We start from the raw sequence: 25,482 nt of genomic DNA, 5'->3' as shown, positions 1-25,482 counted from the left end.
CCCGTTCCCCTACCCGAAATGAGCTTCTCATGGCCGATTCCGCTTCTTGGCAGTTTGAAACCAAGCAGATTCACTCCGGTGCAGCGCCGGACCCCACGACGAAGGCGCGCGCAACACCGATCTACCAGACCACAAGTTACGTGTTCGACAGCGCCGACCACGCGAAGAACCTCTTCGCGCTCGCCGAGTTCGGCAACATCTACACCCGCATCCAGAACCCGACCCAGGCTGTTGTTGAAGAGCGCCTCGCCGCGCTCGAGGGGGGCACCGGCGCCCTTCTCCTCGCCTCCGGCCAGGCCGCGTCCACCGCGTCCATCCTCAACATCGCCCAAGCGGGCGACCACATTGTGTCGTCGTCGTCGATTTACGGCGGAACATACAACCTGTTCAAGTACACGCTGGCCAAGCTCGGCATCGAGACGACCTTCGTCGAGGACCAGGATGACGCAGACGAGTGGCACCGGGCGATCCGCCCGAACACCAAGGCATTCTTCGCGGAGACCATTGGCAACCCGAGGATCAACATCCTCGACATTTCGCTGGTCTCGAGCATCGCGCACGAGGCAGGCATCCCGCTCATCGTCGACAATACGATCGCAACGCCGTACCTGATCCGCCCGTTCGAGCACGGCGCAGACATTATCGTGCACTCCGCCACGAAGTTCCTCGGCGGTCACGGCACCGTCATCGGTGGTGCCATCGTCGACGGCGGAACCTTCGAGTGGTCGAAGAACGTGGAGAAGTTCCCGGGACTCACCGAACCCGACCCGTCGTACCACGGCGCGAGCTACACCACGGCGGTTGGCGACGGCCTCGCCTACATCATCAAGGCACGGGTCCAGTTGCTCCGCGACCTCGGAGCGGCTATCGCCCCGGCGAGCGCCTGGCAGCTCATCCAGGGCATCGAAACACTGTCGCTCCGCATCGAGCGCCACGTGCAGAACGCCCAGGAGATCGCCGAGTGGCTCGATGGCCACCCCGACATCGCGAGCGTCAACTACTCGGGCCTGCCGTCGAGTCCGTGGTACGCCGCAGCCAACAAGTACGCGCCCAAGGGTGTCGGTGCGGTGCTCAGCTTTGAGCTCAAGGGTGGCGTCGACGCCGGCCGTGAACTTGTCAACACGCTGAGCCTGTTCTCCCACCTCGCCAACATCGGTGACGTGCGCTCGCTGGTGATCCACCCCGCGTCAACCACGCACTCCCAGCTCACCCCCGAGCAGCAGCTCACCACCGGAGTGACCCCGGGACTTGTGCGGCTGTCGGTCGGGCTCGAGAACGTGGCCGACCTCAAGGCCGACCTCGAAAACGGGCTTGCAGCCGCGCGCAAGGTCGTCGACGCCGCTCGCGCCTGACACTGCGATCCGCCGAACAACGACACAGCGCCCCGGCCCCTCCGGCTCGGGCGCTGTGTCGTTGGCAGGCGGCGCGCTCCCAGCAGCACGGGTTAGTCTCGCCCGATGACGAGGCTAACCGACGTATGGCGATCGCACCTGTTGAGCACGCTCTCGGGAAACAGCGAGGGTCGTCCGGCCTGGGTCGACCGGCTCGAGGAGGGCACTGACGCCGGGTTCTTCGGACCCGGCTCTGCGTCGTGGATCGTTCACGGTGAACTGCCGACCCTGGTGGCCGGTATCCGTTCCCTGCTGATGCAGGCTCTCCACCCCGGAGCCCTGGCCGGCGTCCACGACTGGTCCCGTTACCGCGATGATCCGCTGGGCCGGCTGACCGGCACCATCCAGTGGCTGATGACGGTGACGTTCGCGGACACCGCCACGGCGGAACGGGAATCGGAGCGGGTCCGTCGCTTCCACACCCGGGTGACTGGAACCTACGTCGACGCTGCCGGCCGCACACGGGAGTACTCCGCCGGTGATCCCGAACTGCTGTCCTGGGTACACAACGTCTTCACCGACTCCTTCCTCAGCTGCCAGGAACTCTGGGGCTCGCGCATCCCCGGTGGTGCCGACACCTACGTTCACGAGTGGACTCGGGCCGGGACGCTCATCGGGGTGGGAGCCCCTCCGCGCTCGGCCGCAGAACTGCGCGCACAACTGCACGCGGTGCTCGCCGCCGGCACGCTGAAGAGCGACGACCGGGTCCGCGAAATCGTCAGCTTCATCCGCACCCCGCCACTCTCTCCTGCCGTCATGCCGGCGTACCGGCTCCTGTTCGCTGGCGCCGTCGCCTCGATTCCCCGCGAGTACCGGGAGCTTCTCGGACTCCGTCGGCCACTGTTCCCGGCGGTCACCACCACTCGCATCGTCCTGGGTCTCGTTCGACGCATTCTGGGCCGATCGTCGACATCCGAAGAAGCAGCGCTCCGACGAATCGCACGGATCCGGGCCTCCGTGTAGCCGAAGCCGGTGGGCGTCGTAACACGAGCGCCCCCGACAATTCGGTTCGGCACAATGGACTCATGGACTGGCAGACACCCGAAGACACAGTCCCGTCGCGTTTTGTCACCGAGGCCGACACCAGGCACGTGTTGGGCAAACCACCGGCTACCGGAGCCTGGCGCGACGGCGACCCTCGCGGCGCCCGCCTGTTTGCTGAGCTCGGCCCGTTCGAGTTCGAGCGCGGCGGCTCAGTTCCGCACGTGCGACTGGCCTACGAAACCCACGGCACCCTGGCCGCCGACCGGTCCAATGCCATCCTCGTCGCCCACGCACTCACGGGCGACAGCCACATCATCGGCGACGCGGGACCCGGCCAGCCCACGGCCGGCTGGTGGCAGGAAATCGTCGGCCCCGGACTGGCTCTCGACACCGACCGGTGGTTCATCGTTGTTCCCAACATGCTCGGTGGCTGCCAGGGCTCCACCGGGCCGGCGTCGTTCGCGCCCGACGGTGTGGAATGGGGGGCCCGGTTCCCGTTCACCACGGTTCGCGACCAGGTTCGCGCGCAGGTGCTCCTCGCCGATGCGCTCGGCATCGAGCGCTGGGCCGGGGTCATCGGTGGCTCAATGGGCGGCATGCACGCCCTCGAGTGGGCGGTCGGCTTCCCGGACCGTGTGGGGCGACTCGCCGTTCTCGCCGCTCCCCCGCTGACAACCGCCGACCAGATTGCGCTCAACTCAGTGCAGCTCGAAGCGATCCGAATGGACCCGTTGTTTGCCGGCGGGGCGTACTACGACGCCCGTGACGGTGACGGGCCGCACCGCGGTCTTGCCCTCGCCCGACGGATGGCGCTGCTCAACTACCGCAGCCCCACCGAGCTCAACGAACGGTTCGAACGCAGCTGGCAGTCCTCCATCAGCCCGCTCGGCGCCGGCGGCCGCTTCGCCGTCGAGTCGTACATTGACTTCCACGGCAACAAGTTCACCCGCCGGTTCGACGCCAACAGTTACATCACCCTCGTCGAGGCGATGAACTCCCACGACATCGGCCGCGATCGGGGTGGAGTCGATGCTGCTCTTGCCCGGGTCACCGCTCAGGCACTCGTGCTCGGAATCGACTCTGACCGGCTGTTTCCCGTTGAGGGGCAACAGCGGATCGCTGCAGGCATCCGAACCGGAATTGATGGAAGGGAACCCGCTGTGCTGCATTCGCCGTTCGGTCACGACGGTTTCCTCATCGAGCACGATGCTGTGAGCGCCCACCTGCGGCGGCTGTTGGATGCCCCGGCGGCCTAAAAACCGGCGACCTCACGCCGCCGCGTCATATCCTCAGCGAGCGGCACGGGCAATAGACTTCCCTTCATGGCCGGCACCATCGAGGAAGCACACACACGCGTCAGCCGACGACCGTGCTCGACGCCGGGCGCCTCGTGAGCCCTAAACGGCTGAGTCCTGAAGAGCGCGACCGCTTCAGCTGGCAACTCGCCCGACTGCTCTACCGCACCACCCGACTTTTTGGCCTCACCGGCGTTGTGACAGCGATTGTCTGCCTGTCACTTCCGGGCGCCACCGACCTTCCCGCGTACATCGCGTGTGTCGGCCTGCTCGTTGCCCTGGCCGCGACTCTCATCCTCGCAACCCACCGACCGCATCCGTTGTGGATGATCCTCAGTTACTGCATCGGGCTCTGCACCATCTGCGCGATCTACATTCCCGCGAACGGCCAGCTCAACGTCGCGACGGGAAGCGCCATCTCCGCGGTCGGCGCGTGGGGCATCGGGTCGCTCGCCACCATCCTCGTCTCCACCCGGGGCCAGCTTTTCGTACTTGCGCTCGGTTTCTTCGGAACGGTGGGGACAATCCTGGCACTCAGCACCGGGGTGAACCCGCGCACGATGCCACTCCTGGTGTTCGTCATTGTCGGGTGGGGCGTTTCGACGATGTTCGGCCTGTGGCTGCGCTCGAGCTTTCCGCGCGTCATGGGCCGCGTCGCGAGCATCGGCCGGGCCCACAATGTCGAACGCCGGGCAACCGAAACCGAAACCCAGCGGCACCGTGACGCACGACTGCTGCATGACACGGTGCTCGCCACCCTCACCCTGCTCGCCCACTCCGGTGTTGGCGTCGCGCCGGAGGCACTGCGGTCGCAAGCCGAATCCGACGGTGCACTGCTCACCCGGCTGCGGCTCGGCGAAACGCCCAAGCCCAAGGCGAGCGGCGAGTACACCCTGACCAACACGGCTGAACTCGCGCTCGGTGGCACACTCGAGGCACTCAAGAAGCGGTTCAGCTCGATGGGGCTCGACATCAACTGGCACGGTTCAGGCCAGCTCGGCTTGCCGAGCACCAAGCTCGAAGCCTTCGTGCTCGCGATCAGCGAATGCCTCGAGAACGTGCGACGGCACTCCGGCCAAAAGGTGGCCCACGTGACTCTCAGCGATGACGGCGCGATCGTTCGAGGCGTTGTGACGGATGCCGGTGCCGGCTTTGACCCCCAGGCCATTGCCGGCGGTCGGCTCGGCTTCGGTGAATCCGTTGTCGCGCGGGTGCAGGACGCAGGCGGGAGCGTTCGCGTCTTCAGCGCGCCGGGCGCCGGCACAACTGTGGTTCTGGAGATTCCCAAATGACACGAACCGCGCAGCGACCCAGTCGCACCGAAACAGCCCGGTCCTCACTCGGCACCAGCCAGCTCGGCACCGGGCTGGCGGTCGCGGGCGCGATGATCATGCTCAGTTGCCTCTGGCGCTTCTCACTGCACGTGCTCGAATACCCGCACCTGCAGATGAACATCGCCGCGTGGCTGCTGTTGATCGGCGTGTCGGTCGCCACGATCATCCTGGTGCGCTGGAACGGCTTCATCCTCGGTGACATTGCGTTCACCGGGCTCACCACCCTCCTCGCCCTCGTTGTCGCCATCGACCTGGTATCGGTGTGGGGGCTCAGCTCCGTCGGCCTCTACCCGACTGCGGCCATCGGTGTCGGCGGCGTGCTGCTCGCCATCGTGAGCCTCCGCCCGGTGCGCGACGTCATAGCCATCACCGTCGTTTTGGCGATGATCCTCATCACCAGCTTCATTCTCAACGCGAGCCCCAATAACCTCGCGGTCGCCTCCGATATCCTGCTCTGCGTCCTCGCCATCGTGCCCCCACTCATCGGAGCGGCGATCGTCGGCTCCTACCGCCGCATGGTGATGATGGCGCTCGACCGGGTGCTCATCCAGTCCACCGTTGACGCGCCTGCCTATGGTGTAAGCATGCTGGAGTCGGCAGAGCTCGCGGCGATCGACCTCGAGATCGAGCGGCTCTTCGCCGACATCTCCAGCGGCCGTGAGCCCTTGCCCCTCGGCGATGAACGCGCCGAACGCGCCGGCGCGCTCGCCACCGAACTGCGCAGGCACCTCATTGCCGGGCGCAGCCACACCTGGTTGCACCACGCCATCAGCGAGTCAGATTTCCTCTCCGTATCGGTCGATTTGCGTGACCCGGACTCGCTCGCCGGCCTGTTGAACCAGCGCCAGCGCGACGGGCTGCTGTCTGCGCTCTGGTTGCTGATGTATGGGGAAACGCGCACGAGCAGGGAGGCGATCGTGACCCTCGGTCCTGCCGTGCAGGAGACATCCGCTCACCGCGGTGGAATTCGGTTCCCGATTCAGATCGAGGCTCAGGGGATGCGACGGGTTGACGTGGAACCGGCAACATGGCAGCACCTGAGCCGTGCGGGACGGTATGTTGATAGCACAACGCCACGTGCCCTGATGGTTGTCATCGAGTGCACGGTGGATAACCCGATCGACCGTTGAGGCCGACGGACGCCAAAAGGGGGAAGTACATGAGCAGTCCAGAGTCGCCCATTCGGCTTGCGATCGTTGATGATCACAAGATGCTCCTCGGGGCACTCACCGAGTGGATCCGTGGAGCCGCCGACGACATCACCATGGTCGCAGCGGTCGCCACCTGGCCTGAACTTCTCACCCACAGCGAGTTCCCCGTCGACGTCGTTTTACTCGACCTCGACCTCAAGGACAACATTCCGGTCTCGCTCAAGTTGTCGACGCTGAAGACGACCGGGGTGAAGACGGTGCTCATGAGCACATACTCCGACCCTGCGGTCGTTCGTGAGGCCCTGGCCTCCGGCGCACTGGGATACCTCGTGAAGACGGAAGACCCGTCGATGATCGTCGAGGCCATCCGCTCGGCCATGATCGGCGAGTCGTTCATTTCGCACGAACTCGACATCGCGCTCAACGCGAACCAGAGCGGATCGCCGAAGCTCAGCGCTCAGGAACGTCGTGTGATGGCGCTCTACGCCGCAGGTGAACCGGTCAAGAGTGTTGCTTACGAACTCGGGATCTCCGAGGAAACCGCGAAGAGCTACCTCAAGCGGATTCGCGAGAAGTACCGCGCGTCAGGCTTTGACGTCGGAACCAAGGTTGCTCTCCGCAAGCGCGCGATCCTCGACGGCATCATCCTCGACTGACCCGTTTCGCGTGGCGTGCTTCCGCTCGAGGGCGAAGCTCACTGAGGCGATGGCAATTCCTGCCGCGGTGAGTCCTACCCCAATCCAGATCGGCGCGAGGTAACCGGCACCGGTCGCGATGACCGCACCGCCGAGCGCTGCGCCGAGCGCGTTTCCGATGTTGAGCGCCGAATGGTTGAGCGCCGCCGCGATCGACTGGCTGTCTCCCGCCACGTCCATGAGCCTCGTCTGGATCGTCGGCCCGATGCCCTGAGCTGCGAAGCCGACGGCGAAAACGAAGACGAACAGGAGCGGAAGCGATCGCGCACTGACCGCGAGGCACACCAGCAGCACGAGCATTAGGACAAAGAACATCAGCAGCGTGCGCTTCACGCTGAGGTCCGCGAGGTGCCCGGCCACCAGGTTTCCGACGGTCATGCCGACACCGATGGTCACGAGTACCCACGGGACCACCTGGTCGGTTCCGCCACTCACGTCCGTCACGATCGGTGCAATGTAGCTGTAGACGGCGAAGAATCCACCAAAGCCGATCGAACCGATGGCCAGGGCGAACCAGACCTGCGGTGCGCGGAACACGCGCAACTCCCGGCGCAGGGTCTGGCTGGCGTCCCCCCGCTGCTCGGGAACAGCGAGGAGTATCGCGACCGTCGAGAGGGCGAACAGCACAGCAACGATCAGGTAGGCGGCCCGCCAGCCGAACCCCTGCCCGACCCAGGTGGCGAACGGCACCCCGACCACATTGGCGACGGTCAGCCCCGTCATCACGAGTGCCACTCCCCGCGCCCGTTTGCCTGGGCCTAAGAGCCTGGCGCCGACGAGGGCCGCGATGCCGAAGTACGCACCGTGCGGAATGGCCGCGACGAACCGGGAGAGCAACACCAGTTCAAAGCTGGGCAGGATCGCGGTGGCCAGGGTCGCCACGGTGAAGGCCGTTCCCAGCCAGGCCAGGACCGTGCGGCGGTCGAATCGAGCGACCATGCCCGCGATGGTGGGTGCGCCGACGACGACACCGAGCGCGTATGCGGTGATCAGCCACCCGGCCCGCGCGTTGGCCGCTTCGGGTGAGAACGCGAAGAGCTCGGGCAACAGGTCGCTCGCGATGTGAGGCAACAGGCCCATGGCCACGAACTCCGTCGTGCCGATACTGAAGGCGCCGATGGAAAGCGCGAGCAGGGCAAGACGAATACGGGTCGGCGACAGCGGCGTCGACCCGTCAACAGAGGAGGGCATTTTGTGAAGTTTACGTGCCGACTCTGGCCAACCGTGAATCGATGCGGCCTACGCGTCGGCGGATGACTCCGAGATCGCCTTCTCCAAACGCTCCACCTTGCCGGTCAGTTCCCCGGTGTGGCCGGGCCGGATGTCGGCCTTCAAAACGAGTGATACGCGCGGGCCGAACGCGCCGACAGCATCCGTCGCCCGCTTGATGACGTCGAAAACTTCGTCCCATTCGCCTTCGATCGTTGTGAACATCGAGTCGGTCGAGTTCGGCAGGCCGGAGTCCCGCACGATGGTCACGGCGGCCGCGACCGCGTCGTGCACGGACGCGTCGGGGTGTGCTCCCCCTGACGGCGCAACGCTGAAGGCTACAAGCATGATTTACTCCCTGGGTGAGGTCGAGCTCTCTGGCGCCATCGTAACCCTCGACGCGACCGTGCGTTGAGAGAGGGCACGCCGGCGGGGCCGTGACGCGGTGACGACGGCGTGCACCGCCCAGCCCCACAGCACGACGTAACCGATGTTGCGCACGGTGAGCACGGCGACGAGAAGGGGATCAGCGGCCAGCAGCCGAACGTACAGGTAGGGGTAGACGAACTGGGTCAGCGCCGCGAGCACGAGCGCGATGCTGGCCGGAACCGCGTAGCCCCGCCCCCGCCAGACGATGCCGAGCACGATCGGCGCGACGAGCCAGGTCAGAAATTGCGGAGAGCCCACCTTATTCACGAGTTGGAAGGTGACGACGAACGCAAGGGCGAGCGGCGGAAAAAGCCGCACCAGCGGAGCGCCGCTCCGCACGGCTCGGAGCCCGAGCAGGGCAACCGCGGCTCCCGCACACGCCAGCAGCGGGGTCATCAGCGCCGCGACGACCTCGGTGTGCGGACCGGCCACCTGGAATGTCAGGATGTCGGTGCTGTAGACGATCGCACTCGATCCGACACCGGCAACCGCCAGCCACAGGTACGGTGCCGCCACGGGGGCCTCAATCTGAAGCCCCCGCCCGGTCTGTTCGACCACAAAGCCCAGCAGGTGCGCTCCCCCGCCTGCGCCGATCACGATCCCGGCGAGGATCGCACTCGTTACAGCACCAGCCGCCAGTACCGTCCAGCGTCGGGTCGACGCGAGCAACAGGGCGCCGATGAGTGCCGCGGGCCAGACCTTGATCCAGGTTGCCAGGGCCAGGAGAGTTCCCCCGATGCGCGGATGCTGCGCCACCAGCAGCAGGGCGATCACAGCCAGCGGCACGGTCACGGCATCGATGCGGGCCAGGGCGATCGGCCCGAGGGCCGCGGTGAACGCAATCCACCACCACGCGGCCGCCCGTCGGCGCCGGGAGGTTCCTCGACCGAGCAGCAGGGCGAGCGCACCGGCGTTGAGTGCCGTGACCAGCAGAAGCCAGCTGAGGCCGTAGTTCTCGGGCCCGGCAGACAGCGCGGCAATCATCGGCAGGAGCGCGGCGATCGGGTACACCCACGGCTCGTCGATGCCAGGCACACCACTCCCGCCGAGCGCCTGCAGCACCCACGGCCGGTAGACGAGGGTCACATCACCGAGCGGCAGACCGAGAGCGTACTCGCCGATTCCGGTGCCCGGCATGCCCAGGCAAATCCAGCCGAGCAACGCGTGCACGGCAAGAAACCCGACCCACACCCGCATCGTCCTGTTCACCGCACTCATCCTAGGGGTGCGCTTGTTCGGATCCAGCGTGGAAGACGGGGAACGGATGCCGTCGCTCGCGACGACCGCGCGGCATCCGTTCTCACTCTCTCAGTATCCGGAGAAATAATCGGTGTGCACGCGACGCACGCCGAGCGCACGGAGGGCCGGCTTCAGGTCGTCGACGAACGCCGGCGGCCCGGACAGCCAGGCCAATCGCGAGCGCGCGTCCGGCACGAGCTCTGCCAGTCGGTTCCGGTCGAGCCGACCGGGGCCGGCATATCGCGCACCGGGCGGCAGCGACGGTGGCCGATCGGGGGCGAGGACGTGAAGCGCGACTCCCGCGAGGTTCACGCCGTCGAGGAGCGCCAGCTCGGCGGTGTCTGCCAGCGCGAGAACGAGGACAACATCCCGGCGGGGCCCCTCGGCGGCGAGCTGGCTGAGGAACGGCGTGACGCCGATGCCGGCAGCCACGAGGAGCAGAGGACGCGCGGGGTCTGCCGGAAGCACGAACTCGCCCCACACGCCAGTTGCCGACAGTCGTGCTCCGGGCTCGAGTGTTGTCAGCGCCGACTTGAAGCTGCTGTCGCTCGACCGGTAGGCCACGGTAACGACGTCGGAGGTGGGTGCCGAGGCGATGCTGAACAGGCGGCGCTGACCCCGTGCGTCGGGCTTAGGGTGTGGCACCTGCAGCTCGAGGTACTGCCCTGGCGTGAATCGAACGGGAGCGGCCGGCCGGAAGGAAATTTCGACAATCGACGGTGCGACCTGTCGCCGGGACAGCAGCTCAAGACGGATGCCACGGCGCTGGCTGACGAGAAACGCGAGCAGGTTGCCGACGATCAGTGCCAGTTCGGGCGTCGAGTAGACCGGGCCGATCGCGTACGGCACCGCAACCAGCACACCGACGATCGCGGCTTCGGCGAGCTGCTGCCACCGGCGCGGCGGAAGGGTCAGCGGTTCGCTGAGCATGAAGCCGGCCAGGAACAAGATCGGGTACGAGGTGAACGGGGTGGCCAGGGCGGCGCCGAGTGACATGCCGCCGCTCGCCAGGGTGACCACGACCACCCCGGGGCTCACGGCAACGAAGACTCCACCCATCGCGAGGCGACGGGTGCGGTAGAGCACGAGGAACGCGGTGACGAGCACGAACGGCAGCAGGTACTGGCTGCCAACCCACCACCAGGAGACGCCGAGTCCGGTCAGCCCGACCACGACGGCACCGAACGCGGCAGGGTTGAAGACGTGCCGACCACGAATGGCGATGAGGTACTTCGAGAGTGTGGCGACCAGTGCCGCGAGCGCGGTCGCTCCGAGTTCAGCGAGTTCGAGGCTCGGGCGGAAAATGAAAAAGAGCAGGAGCCCGGTGATCAGTGCGGACTCCCCGTGCGGCACCACCCGGAACAGCCGGGCCACCCCGACGTTGGAGGAAACGCTCACGCCCACCGCGACCACGAGGGTGGCCAGCAGCTCGAGCGGCGTGAAGAAGAGCAGCCCGAACGCACTCAGGAGCATGCTCACCGCGGCGAGGAGCACGAGCAGCACGATGACCTGCCGGTACATCGTGATGCGGCCGAGGGTGGTGTCGAATGCTCGCTTCATCGAAAGAGCTCCGCGTCGAAACCGACCGAGCGCTCCGCGGTGCCGTCGGAGAACATGCGCAGCCCGTCGATACCGAGCGTCGAGCTCAATTCGGCGGGCGAGGTAAAGAACAGGGCCGTCGCGGCACCGTCGGCGAGCGCAGCGTCGGGCGCCGTGGCCCACGTCGCCACCACGGTGGAGGTGGGCCGGCCGGTTCGACCGTCGATCACGTGGTGCAGTCCGCTCCCCCAGGCCCGGCGGTTACTCGCCGATGCACACAGCGCGCCGGACCTGAGCGTCGTCACGCCAATGGCGAGGGTCGGGTCGAACGGATGCTCGAGCGCCACCCGGATCGGGTCACCGGCGTGCAGCAGGTCACCCGAGGCGTCCACGGTAAATGACGCGTGTCCGGCGGCGCGCAGCAGCCCAGCCACCCGGTCGACGAGGTAGCCCTTGCCTGCGGCACCCACGTCGATGGTTACCTGGCGAACGGTGGTCAGTATGGTGCCATCGAGTCGACCGACCTCGTCCTCCCGCGGCGCAGGCCCCGCGGTGCCGTGCGGCCGGAAGGAGTAGTCGGCGTCGTAGCCGAGCGCGTCGAGGGCATCACCGACGAACGGCGACACCGCACCACCGGTGACGTCGCCGAGGCGACGATACAGCGAAAACAGCGCGGGAGCATCCGCCCCACAATCGAATCGACCGGCGCTGCGGGCCGCCGCCGTGACGACAGAGTCGCTGCGAAACCGGGACCAGGTACCCTCGAATACCTCGATGAGCTCATCGATCGCCGCCCTGGTGAGCGCCGCTACCGGTTCAGCGGTGTCGATCTGCCAGGCCGTGCCGATCGCCTCGAAGCTCCAGGTGGCGGTGCGGGCGTCAGCTGTCAGGGCGGCTGTACCGGTGCCGGGCTCAGTCGGCATCGGCCCGAATCTGATCGATGGCCGCGTTGAACCCGCCACTGGTGAGCGAGGACCCGGCCACCTTGGACACGCTCAGTGAGTCGAGCGGCTTGCCAACCACCACGGCCGAGATGTTCTCGATGAACTCGCCCTGAAACTTCTTCGCGTTCGGCGAGCCACCGCTGCCGGTGACGTTGAGCGCCGTCACCACATTGTCGGCGAGGGTGAGCGTCACGGTGACCGACTCGGCTCCTCCCGGGGACTGGTAGTCACCGGTCGCCGTGTACTCACCGTCGGTGTAGCTGACGGTCGAATCAGGTGCGGCCCCGCCGGTGTCAGCAGTGGCGGGCGGTGAGGGCTCATCGGCCGGCGCTGAGCAGCCGGCGAGAGCGCCGATCACGGCCAGTCCGGCCAGTGCGGCCGCGGTGTTCTGTCTCTGACGAATCTGCATGGCGGGGCTCCCGTCGATCGCGATTGGTTGAAGCTGAAACCAAACCTAGCGCGCTCGACCTCACCTCCGGCTATCGACCGGCTGGGACCTGCCTGTGAACTCGCGCGCTCAGCGGGAGGGCAGTGAGAGCAACCGACGCACCGCATCGGGCAGCGCTTCGGCGATGTCGAGCGCCACAAGAGGCCCGCCGCGTGAAGCCAGGCTGGCCGCAACGCCATGCAGCACCGAGGCCGACGCCGCGAGTCGGGCAAGCACCCCGTGCTCGAACACCTCGTCGGCGTGGGTGGCGACGAGCGCCCCGAGGACTCCGCCGAGAACGTCGCCCGACCCCGCCGTCGCGGTCCACGGTGGCGCTCCGGTCACGGCCAGTCGAACACCGAGCGGCTCGGCGATGAACGTCGTACTTCCCTTGAGCAGCACGGTCACCCGCAGCAGGTCGGCGGCCCGGCCCGCCCAGACCGAGGGTGCTGTGGCGATGGTCTCGGCCGACACCGCCTCACCGGCGTGGCCAAGCATCCGGGCCAGTTCGCGGTAGTGCGGTGTCACGAGCACTCCGGCGCGCGGGGCGTCTGCAACCATCTCGAGAGCTCCGCCGTCGGCAACTACCGGCTCGTCCGAGGCGAGCGCGTCGGAGAACAGCGTGCCGAGCAGTCCAAGATCGCTCGAGTCGGTGCCCGAGCCGATCAGCCACGCCTGCACGCGGCCCGGCAGCGTCACAACCTCCGGCCGACGTGCGAGCACCAGGTCGGTCGCATCGCCGAGGTAACGGATCATCCCGAGCCCGGTGCGCGCGGCACCCTCCACTCCGAGCACCCCGGCGCCCGGATATTCGGCGGAGCCCGTCACGATGCCGAGCACGCCACGACTGTACTTGTCATCTGTATCGGTGGGAACGGCGACGTACGCTGCTGCTTCCCGCTCGCCCCACGGCATCCATTCACGTCCCATGCACTTCACGATAAGGCCGGTGGGATATCTTGAACAGTCGTGGCATGTGCAACCCGTGCCAGTGTAAGGAGAACAATGCCTGCCCTGTTCGAACCGCTCACCGTCCGCGGCCTGACGCTGCGCAACCGCATCTGGATCGCGCCGATGTGCCAATACTCGGTCGATCAACGCGACGGCGTCCCCACCGACTGGCACCTCGTACACCTCGGCCAGTTCGCGATCGGCGGCGCCGGACTCGTCATCGCCGAGTCCACAGCGATCAGCCCTGAAGGCCGGATCAGCGATCGGGACACCGGCATCTGGACCGACAATCAAGCGGATGCCTGGGCGCGCATTGTTCGCTTCGTCAGGTCACAGGGTGCTGCAGCGGGAATCCAACTCAACCACGCCGGTCGTAAAGCCTCCACGTTCGCACCGTGGGGCAGCGCAGGGCGCCGCGGAACCATTCCGGCCGTCGAGGGCGGGTGGGAAACCGTCGGACCGACCGCTCAGCCATTCGACGGTTACGCCGCGCCACGGGCACTCGACGAGGCGGGCATCGACCGGGTCGTCGCCGACTTCGCCTCAGCCGCCCGTCGCGCCGTTGCTGCCGGCTTCTCGGTCCTCGAGATCCACGCGGCTCACGGCTACCTGCTGCACCAGTTCCTCAGCCCGCTCGTGAACACCCGCACGGACTCCTACGGCGGGTCACTGGAGAACCGGGCGCGCCTGCTGTTGCGCGTCGTCGAGGCGGTGCGCCAGAACGCCGGCGACACGGTGGTGTTCGTGCGGTTCTCGGCCACCGACTGGGCGTCGGGAGGGTGGGACGAGCAACAGACCGCGACCGTCGCCCGCTGGGCCGCCGATGCTGGCGCCGACTTCTTCGACATCTCGACGGGTGGAGCGATCCCCGGTGTCGAGATTCCGCTCGAACCGGGCTACCAGGTGCCGTTCGCCCGATCGGTGAAAACTGCAGCGGGCGTCGGCGTTGCGGCCGTGGGGCTCATCACCGACCCGCAGCACGCCGAAGAAATCGTGGCGTCCGGCTCAGCCGATGCCGTCCTCGTCGGTCGCGAAGCCCTCCGCGACCCGCACTTTGCGGTGCGCGCCGCCGCCGAGCTTGGCGCGAGCATTGACTACCTGCCCGGCCAGTACGAGCGTGCTCCGTACTCCCAGCCAGCGGGAGTTACACGCTAACGCCGCTGCGTGGCATCCTGAACCTCACCGACCAGCTCCTCGATGATGTCTTCGAGGAAGAGCACACCGGTGGTGTCGCCCTCCCTGTTGAAGGCACGGGCGAGGTGGGCGCCGGAGCGCCGCATGATGGCCAGGGCGTCTTCGAGGTCGGTGTCCTCGAAGATCGACACCAGCTGGCGGATGCGCTTGGCGGGCACCGGCCGGTCGGAATCGCCGTCGTCGACACCCGAATCCAGCCGAAGCACGTCCTTGAGGTGCAGGTACCCCGACGGCAACCCGTTCGCATCGACGATCACATAACGGGAGAAGCCGTACTTGGCGACCGAGCGCTCCACGTCGGCCGGAGTGGTGTTCTCCGGCAGGGTGACGAGGGTCTCCAGCGGAAGCGCGACGTCGATGACTTTTTTGTTGGTGAATTCGAACGCGGCCAGCAACGCACCGGTGGAGTCGAGCAGCAAGCCCTCACGCGTCGACTGGTCGACGATATTCGCGACCTCGTCGAGTGTGAAGGTGGATGCTGCCTCGTTCTTCGGTTCGACCCGGAACAACCGGAGTACGGCGTTCGCCGCCGCGTTGAGACCCCAGATCACCGGCTTGAACACGCGACCCACGAAAACGAGCGGAGGCGCGAGCAGCAGAACGGCTCGATCGGGCACCGAGAAGGAGAGGTTCTTCGGCACCATCTCGCCGAACACCACGTGCAGGTACGAGACGAGCAGCAGCGTCACCACGAAGCCGACGGTTCCGACAGCTTCCTCGGGCAAACCGGTCAGGCCGAGGGGCACCTCGAGCAGGTGGTGGATGGCCGGCTCAGACACGTTGAGGATGAGCAGCGAACACACGGTGATGCCGAGCTGGCTGGTCGCGAGCATGAGCGTCGCGTGCTCCATGGCCCACAGCGCCGTGATGGCGCTGCGTTTGCCCTGCTCGGCGAGCGGTTCAATTTGTGAGCGCTTGGCCGAAATGACCGCGAACTCGGCTCCAACGAAGAAGGCGTTGCCGAGGAGCAGGACGACAAGCCAGGCGATTCCGGCCCAGTCACTCATTTTCGGCTTCTTCCTTCACGGGGTTGGGGGTGTAACGGATGCGATCAATCCGGCGGCCGTCGAGGCGTTCGACGCGCAACGTCCCCGAGTCGATCTCGACGGTGTCACCGATCAGGGGCAGCCGTCCCAGTTCGCTCATCACGAAACCAGCGACGGTTTCGTACGGACCGTCTTCGGGAACCGAAATGGCGGTGCGTTCGAGCAGCTCGTCTGGACGAAGGTCACCGGGGAAGGCGATCGAGTCGAGGGTGCGAACCACTCCGGCGCGGGTGCGGTCGTGCTCGTCGGCGACTTCACCGACGAGTTCTTCGACGAGGTCCTCGAGGGTCGCGATGCCGGCCGTTCCACCGTACTCATCGACGACGACGGCCATCTGGAAGCCGCGACCGCGGAGCTCGGAAAGCAGGGCGTCGAGGCGCATGGTCTCCGGCACCCGCACAATCTCCGACTGCAGGGCAGACACCGGAACATCAGCTCGCTTGGCGCGTGGGACCGCGATGGCCTGCTTGATGTGCACGAGGCCAACGACGTCATCGGCGTCCTCGTCGATCACCGGGAAGCGGGAGTATCCGGTGCTTCGGGCCAGTTCGACCACAAGCTGTGCCGAGTCGCCGCGGCGCACCGCTTCAACCCGCGGGCGCGGGGTCATGACGTCGGCCGCCGTGTGACCCGAGAAAAGCAGTGTGCGGTTGAGCAGGGTCGCGGTGTCGCTCTCGAGCGTGCCGGCGCCGGCGCTGCGGCGAACGAGGCTCGACAGCTCCTCGGCCGTCCGGGCTCCGGACAGTTCTTCCTTGGGCTCAATACCGATCGAGCGGAGGATGCCGTTGGCGCTGCCGTTGAGCACAACGACGGCCGGCTTGAACACGGTGGTGAACAGCGTCTGGAACGGCACGACGAGTTTCGCGGTTGCAATGGGCAGCGCCAGCGCAAAGTTCTTGGGCACGAGCTCGCCGATGATCATCGACAGCAGGGTCGCAATGATGATGGCGGTCACCGTGGCCACGGGCTCAACGGTTACCTCGGGGAAACCGATCGCGAGCATCGGCTGCGAGAGCAGGCTCGTGATCGCCGGCTCCATGGTGTAACCGGTGAGCAGGGTGGTGAGCGTGATGCCGAGCTGGGCACTCGAGAGGTGCGTCGATGTGATCCTCAACGCGGCGATGGTCATGCCGAGCCGGGTCTCACCCCGAGCCTGGCGTGCCTCGAGCTCTGAGCGGTCGAGGTTGACGAGCGAGAACTCACTCGCCACGAAGAGGCCGGTGCCCACGGTCAGCAGAAGTCCGACGCCGAGCATGATCCACTCAAACAGCACGAGTCACCTCCCGGGCGGGGAGGACAGGTTGATGAGCGTCGGGCGAATCGGCAGGAGGGGGGTCGTCCATTGTGCAAGCCAGTATACGCAGCCGAGCCTGAATTTCCGCTTGACGCGGTGTGCTCGCTACCAGGACACCGGCAGCGCTTTGCCTTCGTCGTAGCCCGCGGCGGACTGCAGTCCCACCCGAGCGCGTTCCCAAAATTCGGGAAGAGTGGATGCTCCGGCGTAGGTGAACGATGAACGCACGCCTGATGTGATCATGTCGAGCAGGTCCTCCACGCTCGGCCGGCCTGGGTCGAGGTAGATCTTCGACGACGAAATGCCCTCGGCAAACAGCGTTTTGCGTGCCAGCTCATACGGGTCAAGGCGGCCGAACCGCTCCTGAACCGCTTTGGTGGATGCCATGCCCCAGCTTTCCTTGAAAAGCCGCCCCGTGGCATCCGTGTGCAACGATCCTGGAGCTTCGATGGTGCCGGCGAACCAGGAACCGATCATCACGCTCGATGCTCCGGCAGCGAGGGCTAACGCGACGTCACGGGGATACCGGACGCCGCCGTCAGCCCAGACGTGCACGCCCAGGTCGCGGGCGGACTCCGCCGTTTCGAGCACTGCGGAGAACTGGGGACGACCGACAGCCGTCATCATGCGGGTGGTGCACATGGCACCGGGGCCGACGCCGACCTTGAGGATGTCGGCACCGGCAGAGACGAGGTCGGACGCGCCGACCGGGGTGACGATGTTTCCGGCGACGAGCGGGATACCGAGCCGCAGGCTCTTCACGGTGGCAAGGGCTGAGAGCATGCCCTCCTGGTGACCGTGCGCCGTGTCAAGGACGAGCACGTCCACTCCGGCCGCGGCGAGTGCCCGCGCCTTCGCGGCGACGTCACCGTTGATGCCGATGGCCGCCGCCACAATGAGCCGACCCGAAGCGTCAAGCGCCGGCCGATAGAGCGTCGCGCGCAGGGCGCTTGTACGCGAGAGGGTCCCGACGAGCGCCCCGTGCCGAAGCACAGGAGCGAAGTCGAGGTCGGCGGCAACGAGCAGGTCGAACGCGCTGCGCGGGTCGGTGACGTCTTCGGCGTCGATCGAGGTGAGCCGGCCGGAAAGCAGCTCACCGAGTTTCGTGTCTGGCGCGCTGTCACCGAGCAGCGCTGCCGGCACGCAACCGAGGTACTCCCCCGCCGTCGACTTCACGACGATGCCGTGCCCGGCGAGAGCCGGCGTCACGAGCAGCGCATCAGCGACCGTTGCGTCGGGAGCCAGCTCGATCGGGGTGTCGTATTCGACCGGCTGTGACTTGACCCAGCGAATGGCAGCATCAAGTTCCTGCAGCGGCATGTCCTGCGGCAGCACGCCGAGTCCGCCGCGCCTGGCCAGTGTTGCGGCCAGGCGTGGACCGGTCACCGAGTTCATATTCGCCGACACGATTGGGATCTGGGCGGCGGTGCCGTCATTGGGCGCGAGCGACACGTCGAGCCGTGACGCCACGTCCGAACGTGACGGCACGAGGAAGACGTCCGAGTAGGTGAGATCGAAAACTGGTTCCTGACCGTAGAACTCCATAGTGAACACGCTACTCATCCGATCAGCGGGCCGCAGCCTTCCGCTAAAGGAGTTAGGCTTGATAACTGGATCTGGCAGCGCTTCCCACGGATGTCGCTGCTGCTCATATCAACGGAGAGAGTGGTGGTCTGGCGGTGTCAAGCCAGTTGACCGGTGTGGGAACTGACGACGGTTCGTCGGGTGAATTCGGAGCGAACGAGTGGCTCGTCGACGAAATGTATGAGCAGTACATCGCCGATAAGAATTCTGTCGATCAGTCCTGGTGGCCGATTCTCGAGAACTACTCGCCGGTGAAGGGTGACGCGGCGACGAGTCCCGCTCCCCCGGCGCACCCCGTAACGGCGCCGATTCCGGTAATCGGCTCGCAGCCGGCCGCACGAACAACGTCGGTGCAGCCCAAGGCCGCCCCGATTCCCGCCGATGCTCCACGCACGGCGTCGGCCAAGCCGAAAGATTCTGAAGCAACGGATGCTGTCGCGAACGAACCGCAAGACACGGTTCAGCCCCTGCGCGGCATGGCGAAGTCGCTCGCGACCAACATGGACGTGAGCCTCACGGTCCCGACGGCCACGAGCGTTCGCACGATCCCGGCCAAGCTGATGATCGACAACCGCATCGTCATCAACAACCACCTCAAGCGTGCCCGCGGCGGCAAGGTGAGCTTCACCCACCTCATCGGGTGGGCACTCATTCAGGCGCTCAAGGACTTCCCGAGCCAGAACGTCTACTACGACATCGTCGACGGTAAGCCGAGCGTTGTCGCTCCGGCGCACGTCGGACTCGGCATCGCCATCGACATCCCGAAGCCAGACGGCAGCCGTGCGCTGCTCGTCCCCGCGATCAAGAAGGCCGACACCCTCACCTTCAGCGAGTACCTCGCCGCCTACGAAGACCTCGTCTCCCGTGCCCGCAAGAACAAGCTGACCGCTGACGACTTCAAGGGTGCATCGGTCTCATTGACCAACCCGGGTGGTATTGGAACCGAGCACTCGGTTCCTCGCCTGATGAAGGGGCAGGGCTGCATCATCGGTGCCGGCGCCCTCGATTACCCGGCCGAGTTCCAGGGTGCAAGCGAGCACACGCTCGTCGAGCTGGCCATCGGCAAGACCATCACCCTGACCTCCACCTATGACCACCGCGTCATCCAGGGTGCCGGTTCGGGCGAGTTCTTGAAGAAGGTCCACGAGCTGCTCACCGGGCAGAAGTCCTTCTACCACGACATCTTCGCGGCCCTCCGCATCCCGTACGACCCCGTGCACTGGGCACCGGACATCTCCGTTGACCTCAGCGACACGGTCAGCAAGACGGCGCGCGTGCAGGAGCTCATCAACTCGTTCCGGGTTCGCGGTCACCTCATGGCCGACGTCGACCCGCTTGAGTACGTGCAGCGGTCGCACCCCGACCTCGACATCCTCAACCACGGCCTCACCTTCTGGGACCTCGACCGTGAGTTCGTCACGGGCGGCTTCGGCGACAAGCGCCAAGCCAAGCTTCGCGACATTCTCGGCCTGTTGCGTGACTCCTACTGCCGCACCATCGGCCTCGAGTACATGCACATTCAGGACCCGGCGCAGCGTAAGTGGATTCAGGAGAAGGTCGAGCGTCCGTACGCCAAGCCGACCCACGATGAGCAGATGCGCATCCTCGGCAAGCTCAACGAGGCCGAGGCGTTCGAAACCTTCCTGCAGACGAAGTACGTCGGCCAGAAGCGCTTTAGCCTCGAGGGTGGCGAATCCACCATCGCCTTGCTCGACGCCATTCTTCAGGGCGCGGCGGAAGCCGGCCTCGACGGAGCCGCAATCGGCATGGCCCACCGCGGTCGCCTGAACGTTCTCACCAACATCGCGGGCAAGACCTACGGCCAGGTGTTCCAGGAGTTCGAGGGAACCACCAAAAAGGCCTCCGGTTCCGGTGACGTTAAGTACCACCTCGGCACAGAAGGCACCTTCCGCGCCGCTGACGGTACGGAGCTCCCGGTCTACCTGGCCGCGAACCCGTCGCACCTTGAAGCCGTCAACGGCGTGCTCGAGGGCATCGTCCGCGCGAAGCAGGACCGCCAGCCGATCGGATCGTTCACCACCCTGCCGATCCTCGTCCACGGTGACGCGGCGATGGCCGGCCAGGGCGTCGTGCTTGAGACCATGCAGCTCTCACAGCTCCGTGGATACCGCACCGGCGGAACCATCCACGTTGTGGTCAACAACCAGGTCGGCTTCACGACTCCTCCTGGCGAGGGCCGCTCGTCGGTTTATTCCACAGACGTGGCCAAGACGATCCAGGCCCCCATCTGGCACGTGAACGGCGATGACCCCGAGAGCGTTGTTCGGGTGGCCCAGCTTGCGCTGGACTACCGTCAGCAGTTCAAGAAGGACGTCGTCATCGACCTCATCTGCTACCGACGTCGCGGACACAATGAGGGCGACGACCCGTCGATGACGCAGCCGCTGATGTACAACCTCATCGAGCAGAAGCGCAGCGTGCGCAAGCTCTACACCGAAGCTCTCGTCGGTCGTGGCGACATTACCGAAGACGAGTACGAGGCATCGCACCGTGACTTCCAGGACCGCCTCGAGCGCGCCTTCATGGAAACACACGCCGCCCAGACTGCGTCGACGCCCATCATCCTCGATGACACGGACGACGATGGCTACTCGGGTGAGCCGGAGACCACGGGTGTTCCTGAGGCCGTCGTTCACCTCATCGGTGACGCCTTCAACAACAAGCCCGCCGGCTTCACGGTGCACCCGAAACTGCAGCAGCTGCTGCAAAAGCGCCTCGACATGAGCCGAAACGGCAACATCGACTGGGCCTTCGGCGAGCTCCTCGCCCTCGGATCTCTCCTGGTGGAGGGCACCCCGGTGCGGATGAGCGGTCAGGACTCGCGCCGCGGCACCTTCGTGCAGCGTCACGCCGTACTCCACGACCGGGTCAACGGTCAGGAGTGGCTGCCACTCGCGAACCTCGCGGACAACCAGGCCCGGTTCTGGATCTACGACTCGCTGCTTTCGGAGTACGCTGTCCTCGGTTTCGAGTACGGCTACTCGGTCGAGCGCCCCGACGCCCTCGTCCTCTGGGAAGCACAGTTCGGTGACTTCGCCAATGGTGGCCAGACCATCATCGACGAGTTCATCTCCAGTGCCGAGCAGAAGTGGGGCCAGCGGTCGAGCGTGGTTATGCTTCTCCCCCACGGTTACGAAGGCCAGGGCCCCGACCACTCGTCCGCGAGGATCGAGCGTTACCTTCAGCTCTGCGGTGAGAACAACATGACCGTTGCTCGCCCGTCGACCCCGGCGTCGTACTTCCACCTGCTTCGCCGGCAGGCCTACGCACGGCCCCGTCGCCCGCTCGTCGTATTCACGCCGAAGGCCATGCTTCGCCTGCGCGGAGCATCCTCGAGTGTCGAAGACTTCACGAGCGGCAAGTTCGAACCGGTCATCGACGACGCACGGATCACCGACAAGGCAGCGGTCAAGCGCGTGCTGCTGCACTCGGGCAAGATCCACTGGGACCTCGTCTCAGAGCTCGCCAAGCAGCCCAACGATGAGATCGCCCTGGTCCGGGTTGAGCAGTACTACCCGCTGCCCCAGGCCGAACTCGAAGCCGTCATCGCCCAGTACCCTGACGCTGAACTAGTCTGGGTTCAGGACGAGCCGGAGAACCAGGGCGCCTGGCCGTTCATGGCCCTCGAAGCCGCGAAGCACGTGAAGGACCGGACTCTCCGCGTCGTCTCCCGCGCCGCCTCGGCCTCACCGGCCACCGGCTCCGCGAAGCGGCACGCCGCCGAGCAGGCCGACCTCCTGTCACGGGCGCTCACGCTCTAACGCGCACTCACGATCGAGAAGGCGTCGGCTCCTGCCGGCGCCTTTTCTCGTTCCGGAAGAATCCCCCTCGACCACCGGCGTTCTGCCACACTTGGAGGCAACCAAGGGGGCCTATGTCTTCGAGCCCGTTCCGCACGTCCCGTTCGTTGGTGTCCTCTCGCACCGGACCGGTGCTTGTCGGCTCTGCGGCTGCAGCGTTTCTCGTCTCCGCCGTCGTCTCGGCCACACCATGGCCGTCGGCTTTGCTCATCCGCGCGACGTTTGAAGCCGGGGCCCGCGCCACCATCAAGGAGATGCTGCCCTACGTCCCCGCCTCGGCCGTCTCCAACCGGCTCGACCTTCCGGTGACGGTGGCGAGCGGTCGAAGCACTTACGATGTCTTCACGCCCACCGCCACCCCCTCTCAACGACCCACAGTCGTCTGGGTGCACGGCGGCGCGTGGATCTCCGGGCGCAAGGCCAATGTGGCCCCCTACCTCCGCATTCTGGCCTCACACGGATACACCGCCATCGGCGTGAACTACCCCGTCGCCCCGGAGAAGACCTATCCGGCGGCCGTGCGCGACCTCAACGACACCATCGCCCACATCATCGCGAACGCCGACGAACTCGGGGTCGACGCCACCCGCATCGTTTTGGCCGGCGACTCTGCCGGTGCACAACTCGCCAGCCAGCTCGCCGCCCTCACAACCAACCCGGCGTACGCGAACCTGCTCGGCCTCACCCCTTCGCTCGCTCCCGAGCAACTGAGTGCAACCATCTTGCACTGCGGCGTCTACGACCTCGACGCGATGGCTGGCCTCTCGGGCATCACGGCGTGGGGATTCAAGACCGCGTTGTGGGCATACACGGGCACTAAGGACTGGGCGTCCAGCTCAGCTGGCGCCACCATGTCGACGCTCGAATTTGTCACGCCCGACTTCCCGCCCACCTTTCTCAGCGGCGGCAACGGCGACGCCCTGACCTCGATCCAGTCGATACCGATGAGCATCGCTCTCAGAAACCAGGGCGTCGAGGTGACCGAACTGTTTTGGCCGGCATCCCACGAACCCGCGCTCCCGCACGAGTACCAGTTCCACCTCGACCTGGATGAAGCGCACACCGCGCTCGATCGCACGCTGGAGTTTCTCGACCGGCTGACCGGCTGACCGTTCCCCGAGGATGCCGCCTCCGGCGCTCTACTCTGGAGGAATGGAATATGCCCTTCTGGGACTCTTCGGTGTCCTCGCCATCGTCCTGGTCGCGCGGTTCGCTCCCCGATTGGGAGTGGCGAGCCCGCTTCTCCTCGTCGTCGTTGGCATCGCCACGAGCTACATCCCCGGGGTTCCCGACATCGTGGTGCCGCCCGAGCTGATCCTCTCGGTGGTGCTGCCGCCCATCCTGTACTCGGCAGCCGTCAACGTGCCGCTTCTCGACTTCCGTCGCAACCTCAAGGCCATCACCGGCCTCTCCGTGCTCCTCGTGATCGTCTCCGCGCTGATCACAGGCTTCGGGCTCTACCTCATCCTGCCCGACCTGAGCCTCCCGGCGGCAATTGCCCTCGGTGCGGTGATCAGCCCGCCGGATGCTGTCGCTGCGACCTCGATCGGCAAGCGTCTCGGTCTTCCCCCGCGGCTCGTGACCGTTCTGGAGGGCGAGGGGCTGGTGAACGACGCGACCGCGCTTGTCTTGCTGCGCACCGCCATCGCCGCCTCCGCCGGAGCCGTGTCGCTCGGCGAGGTGGCCGGCGACTTCGCCTACGCGGTCGCGGCCGCGATCGTCATCGGAATCGCGGTGGGCTACGCGCTGGTCTGGGTGCGGTCGAAGCTCGACGACCCGGTGCTCAACACCACACTGTCATTCACGGTGCCTTTCCTCGCGTTCATCCCGGCCGAGGAACTCAACGCATCTGGTGTGCTGGCTGTCGTGGTCGCGGGCCTCATCACCGGCCACAACAGCGCCCGCTACTTCAGTTCGCACGACCGCATCGCGGAGCGGCTCAACTGGCGCACGGCGCAGTTCGTCCTCGAGAACGGAGTGTTCCTGCTCATGGGAATCGAACTGCGCACCCTCGTTGAGCAGGTCGAGGCCGATGACCTCAGCGTGCCGGCCGCGATCGGCCTCGGCATCCTGGCGAGCATCATGCTCGTGCTCATCCGCACGCTCTTCGTGATTCCGCTCATCGCCATCCTCCGACACGACCAGCGCCGCGCGCGCAAGCAGCGCCGGTACCTTGACTCAGCGCTTCGGCGACTCGACTCTTCGGATTCGGAGCACCTGCCCACCCCGGAGAAGGCGAAGCGGGTGCGCACCTTCCTCACCCGCAAACGGGCAGACGTGACCTTCCTCACCCAGGAGGGGCTCGGTTGGAGGGGTGGCGCCGTCCTCGCCTGGTCGGGCATGCGCGGTGTGGTGACACTCGCCGCTGCCCAGTCGCTGCCCACCGACATCCCCTACCGGCCGCAGCTCATCCTCATCGCGTTCACGGTCGCCGTGGTGACCCTGCTCGGTAACGGCGGCACCCTGCCCCTGCTGATTCGCAAACTGGGCATTCGCGGCACGGACCCCGTCGCCGACCGGAAGGAACTCGCCGGCCTCATCCGCGAGATCAGCCGGGTGGGGCTCGCCGCCCTCGACAACCCCGATCTCCTCGCCGAGAACGGCGGCGGATTCGACCCGGAGGTCATCGACCGGGCCAGGGCCGACAGCATCATGCGCAGCGAATCTGTGGCCGAACTTCGCACCGGTGAACCCGGACCACACCAGCAGCACCGCACCCTGCGCCTCCGCGTGCTGGAGGCCGAGCGCGCCGCACTTCTCGACGCGCGCGCGACCGGCTCCTACAGTTCCCGCGTCATGGAACGGGCCCAAAACATCCTCGACCTCGAAGAGTCGCGTCTCGCTCAGTTGAACGGCCCGACCGATCGGCACTAGCCGCTGCCTCGTGCGGCAGGTCGGCTGACGAACGGTTCATTCTCACAACGGAATAAAGCGGTGAACGGATGCTTCACGCAT

The 25,482-nt window shown here is 66.3% G+C and carries 20 protein-coding genes; 10 read left to right on the top strand and 10 right to left on the bottom strand.

Translation table 11 applies throughout. The features are described from left to right. Nucleotides 1-29 precede the first annotated feature (29 nt). From L1277_RS09175 to L1277_RS09150, 6 genes are all read left to right on the top strand, one after another. Nucleotides 30-1,352, top strand: a complete 1,323-nt coding sequence (locus L1277_RS09175) for a bifunctional o-acetylhomoserine/o-acetylserine sulfhydrylase (RefSeq protein WP_253376076.1) — start codon at nt 30-32, stop codon at nt 1,350-1,352. Between the two features lie 105 nt (nt 1,353-1,457). Then, nucleotides 1,458-2,354 carry an oxygenase MpaB family protein gene (locus L1277_RS09170; RefSeq protein ID WP_253376075.1) on the top strand — a complete coding sequence of 299 codons (897 nt, stop codon included), beginning with the start codon at nt 1,458-1,460 and terminating at the stop codon, nt 2,352-2,354. Between the two features lie 62 nt (nt 2,355-2,416). After that, the gene (locus L1277_RS09165; protein ID WP_253376074.1) at nt 2,417-3,631 is read left to right on the top strand and encodes a homoserine O-acetyltransferase; all 1,215 of its coding nucleotides are present in this window, start codon (nt 2,417-2,419) and stop codon (nt 3,629-3,631) included. Between the two features lie 134 nt (nt 3,632-3,765). Next, nucleotides 3,766-4,962 carry an ATP-binding protein gene (locus L1277_RS09160; RefSeq protein WP_253376073.1) on the top strand — a complete coding sequence of 399 codons (1,197 nt, stop codon included), beginning with the start codon at nt 3,766-3,768 and terminating at the stop codon, nt 4,960-4,962. Further along, complete coding sequence (locus tag L1277_RS09155) at nt 4,959-6,134, top strand: hypothetical protein (protein ID WP_253376072.1); 1,176 nt, start codon at nt 4,959-4,961, stop codon at nt 6,132-6,134. Before L1277_RS09160 ends, L1277_RS09155 begins: the two co-directional genes overlap by 4 nt. 29 nt (nt 6,135-6,163) lie before the next feature. Then, nucleotides 6,164-6,811, top strand: coding sequence for a response regulator transcription factor (locus L1277_RS09150; RefSeq protein ID WP_253376071.1), 648 nt, complete (start codon nt 6,164-6,166; stop codon nt 6,809-6,811). Here L1277_RS09150 and L1277_RS09145 read toward each other — a convergent pair. The 7 genes from L1277_RS09145 to L1277_RS09115 all read right to left on the bottom strand — a co-directional run bounded on the left by L1277_RS09145 (nt 6,740) and on the right by L1277_RS09115 (nt 13,567). Continuing rightward, entirely contained in the window at nt 6,740-8,041 is a 1,302-nt protein-coding gene (locus L1277_RS09145) for an MFS transporter (protein ID WP_253376070.1), read from the bottom strand. The two genes, L1277_RS09150 and L1277_RS09145, sit on opposite strands and share 72 nt — an antisense overlap. A 48-nt stretch (nt 8,042-8,089) precedes the next feature. Further along, nucleotides 8,090-8,407, bottom strand: a complete 318-nt coding sequence (locus L1277_RS09140) for a thiamine-binding protein (RefSeq protein WP_253376069.1) — start codon at nt 8,405-8,407, stop codon at nt 8,090-8,092. A 3-nt stretch (nt 8,408-8,410) separates the two neighbouring features. Then, the gene (locus tag L1277_RS09135) at nt 8,411-9,697 is read right to left on the bottom strand and encodes a glycosyltransferase 87 family protein (protein WP_253376068.1); all 1,287 of its coding nucleotides are present in this window, start codon (nt 9,695-9,697) and stop codon (nt 8,411-8,413) included. 99 nt (nt 9,698-9,796) lie between these two features. Next, on the bottom strand, nt 9,797-11,287 hold the full coding sequence (locus L1277_RS09130; protein WP_253376067.1) for a ferredoxin--NADP reductase: 1,491 nt from the start codon (nt 11,285-11,287) through the stop codon (nt 9,797-9,799). Beyond that, nucleotides 11,284-12,189, bottom strand: coding sequence for an FAD:protein FMN transferase (locus L1277_RS09125; RefSeq protein WP_253376066.1), 906 nt, complete (start codon nt 12,187-12,189; stop codon nt 11,284-11,286). The genes L1277_RS09130 and L1277_RS09125 overlap by 4 nt, the downstream gene beginning before the upstream one ends. Then, nucleotides 12,179-12,619 carry an FMN-binding protein gene (locus L1277_RS09120; RefSeq protein WP_253376065.1) on the bottom strand — a complete coding sequence of 147 codons (441 nt, stop codon included), beginning with the start codon at nt 12,617-12,619 and terminating at the stop codon, nt 12,179-12,181. Before L1277_RS09120 ends, L1277_RS09125 begins: the two co-directional genes overlap by 11 nt. A 108-nt stretch (nt 12,620-12,727) precedes the next feature. Then, nucleotides 12,728-13,567, bottom strand: coding sequence for an ADP/ATP-dependent (S)-NAD(P)H-hydrate dehydratase (locus L1277_RS09115; protein ID WP_253376064.1), 840 nt, complete (start codon nt 13,565-13,567; stop codon nt 12,728-12,730). A gap of 75 nt (nt 13,568-13,642) precedes the next feature. On the opposite strand from L1277_RS09115, the gene L1277_RS09110 reads away from it, so the two are divergent. Continuing rightward, nucleotides 13,643-14,743 carry an NADH:flavin oxidoreductase/NADH oxidase gene (locus tag L1277_RS09110; protein WP_253376063.1) on the top strand — a complete coding sequence of 367 codons (1,101 nt, stop codon included), beginning with the start codon at nt 13,643-13,645 and terminating at the stop codon, nt 14,741-14,743. Here the strand turns inward: L1277_RS09110 and L1277_RS09105 are convergent. The 3 genes from L1277_RS09105 to L1277_RS09095 form a co-directional block, all read right to left on the bottom strand. Next, entirely contained in the window at nt 14,740-15,789 is a 1,050-nt protein-coding gene (locus L1277_RS09105; protein ID WP_253376062.1) for a hemolysin family protein, read from the bottom strand. The genes L1277_RS09110 and L1277_RS09105 overlap by 4 nt on opposite strands. Continuing rightward, nucleotides 15,782-17,083, bottom strand: a complete 1,302-nt coding sequence (locus L1277_RS09100) for a hemolysin family protein (protein WP_253376299.1) — start codon at nt 17,081-17,083, stop codon at nt 15,782-15,784. The genes L1277_RS09105 and L1277_RS09100 overlap by 8 nt, the downstream gene beginning before the upstream one ends. A gap of 144 nt (nt 17,084-17,227) precedes the next feature. Further along, on the bottom strand, nt 17,228-18,667 hold the full coding sequence (locus L1277_RS09095) for a GuaB1 family IMP dehydrogenase-related protein (RefSeq protein WP_253376061.1): 1,440 nt from the start codon (nt 18,665-18,667) through the stop codon (nt 17,228-17,230). A gap of 134 nt (nt 18,668-18,801) precedes the next feature. Here L1277_RS09095 and L1277_RS09090 point away from each other — a divergent pair, with 134 nt between their 5' ends. The 3 genes from L1277_RS09090 to L1277_RS09080 all read left to right on the top strand — a co-directional run bounded on the left by L1277_RS09090 (nt 18,802) and on the right by L1277_RS09080 (nt 25,401). Continuing rightward, nucleotides 18,802-22,488: a multifunctional oxoglutarate decarboxylase/oxoglutarate dehydrogenase thiamine pyrophosphate-binding subunit/dihydrolipoyllysine-residue succinyltransferase subunit gene (locus L1277_RS09090; RefSeq protein ID WP_253376060.1), complete on the top strand. Its 3,687-nt coding sequence runs from the start codon at nt 18,802-18,804 to the stop codon at nt 22,486-22,488. Between the two features lie 113 nt (nt 22,489-22,601). Next, nucleotides 22,602-23,636, top strand: coding sequence for an alpha/beta hydrolase (locus L1277_RS09085; RefSeq protein ID WP_253376059.1), 1,035 nt, complete (start codon nt 22,602-22,604; stop codon nt 23,634-23,636). 43 nt (nt 23,637-23,679) lie between these two features. Next, complete coding sequence (locus L1277_RS09080) at nt 23,680-25,401, top strand: sodium:proton antiporter (RefSeq protein ID WP_253376058.1); 1,722 nt, start codon at nt 23,680-23,682, stop codon at nt 25,399-25,401. The last annotated feature ends 81 nt before the right edge of the window (nt 25,402-25,482 follow it).

The organism is Okibacterium sp. HSC-33S16, assembly GCF_024171565.1.
GTDB lineage: Bacteria > Actinomycetota > Actinomycetes > Actinomycetales > Microbacteriaceae > Mycetocola_A.
The sequence above is the reverse complement of the archived record's forward strand: the minus strand, read 5'-3'. Positions and strand labels throughout refer to the sequence as shown.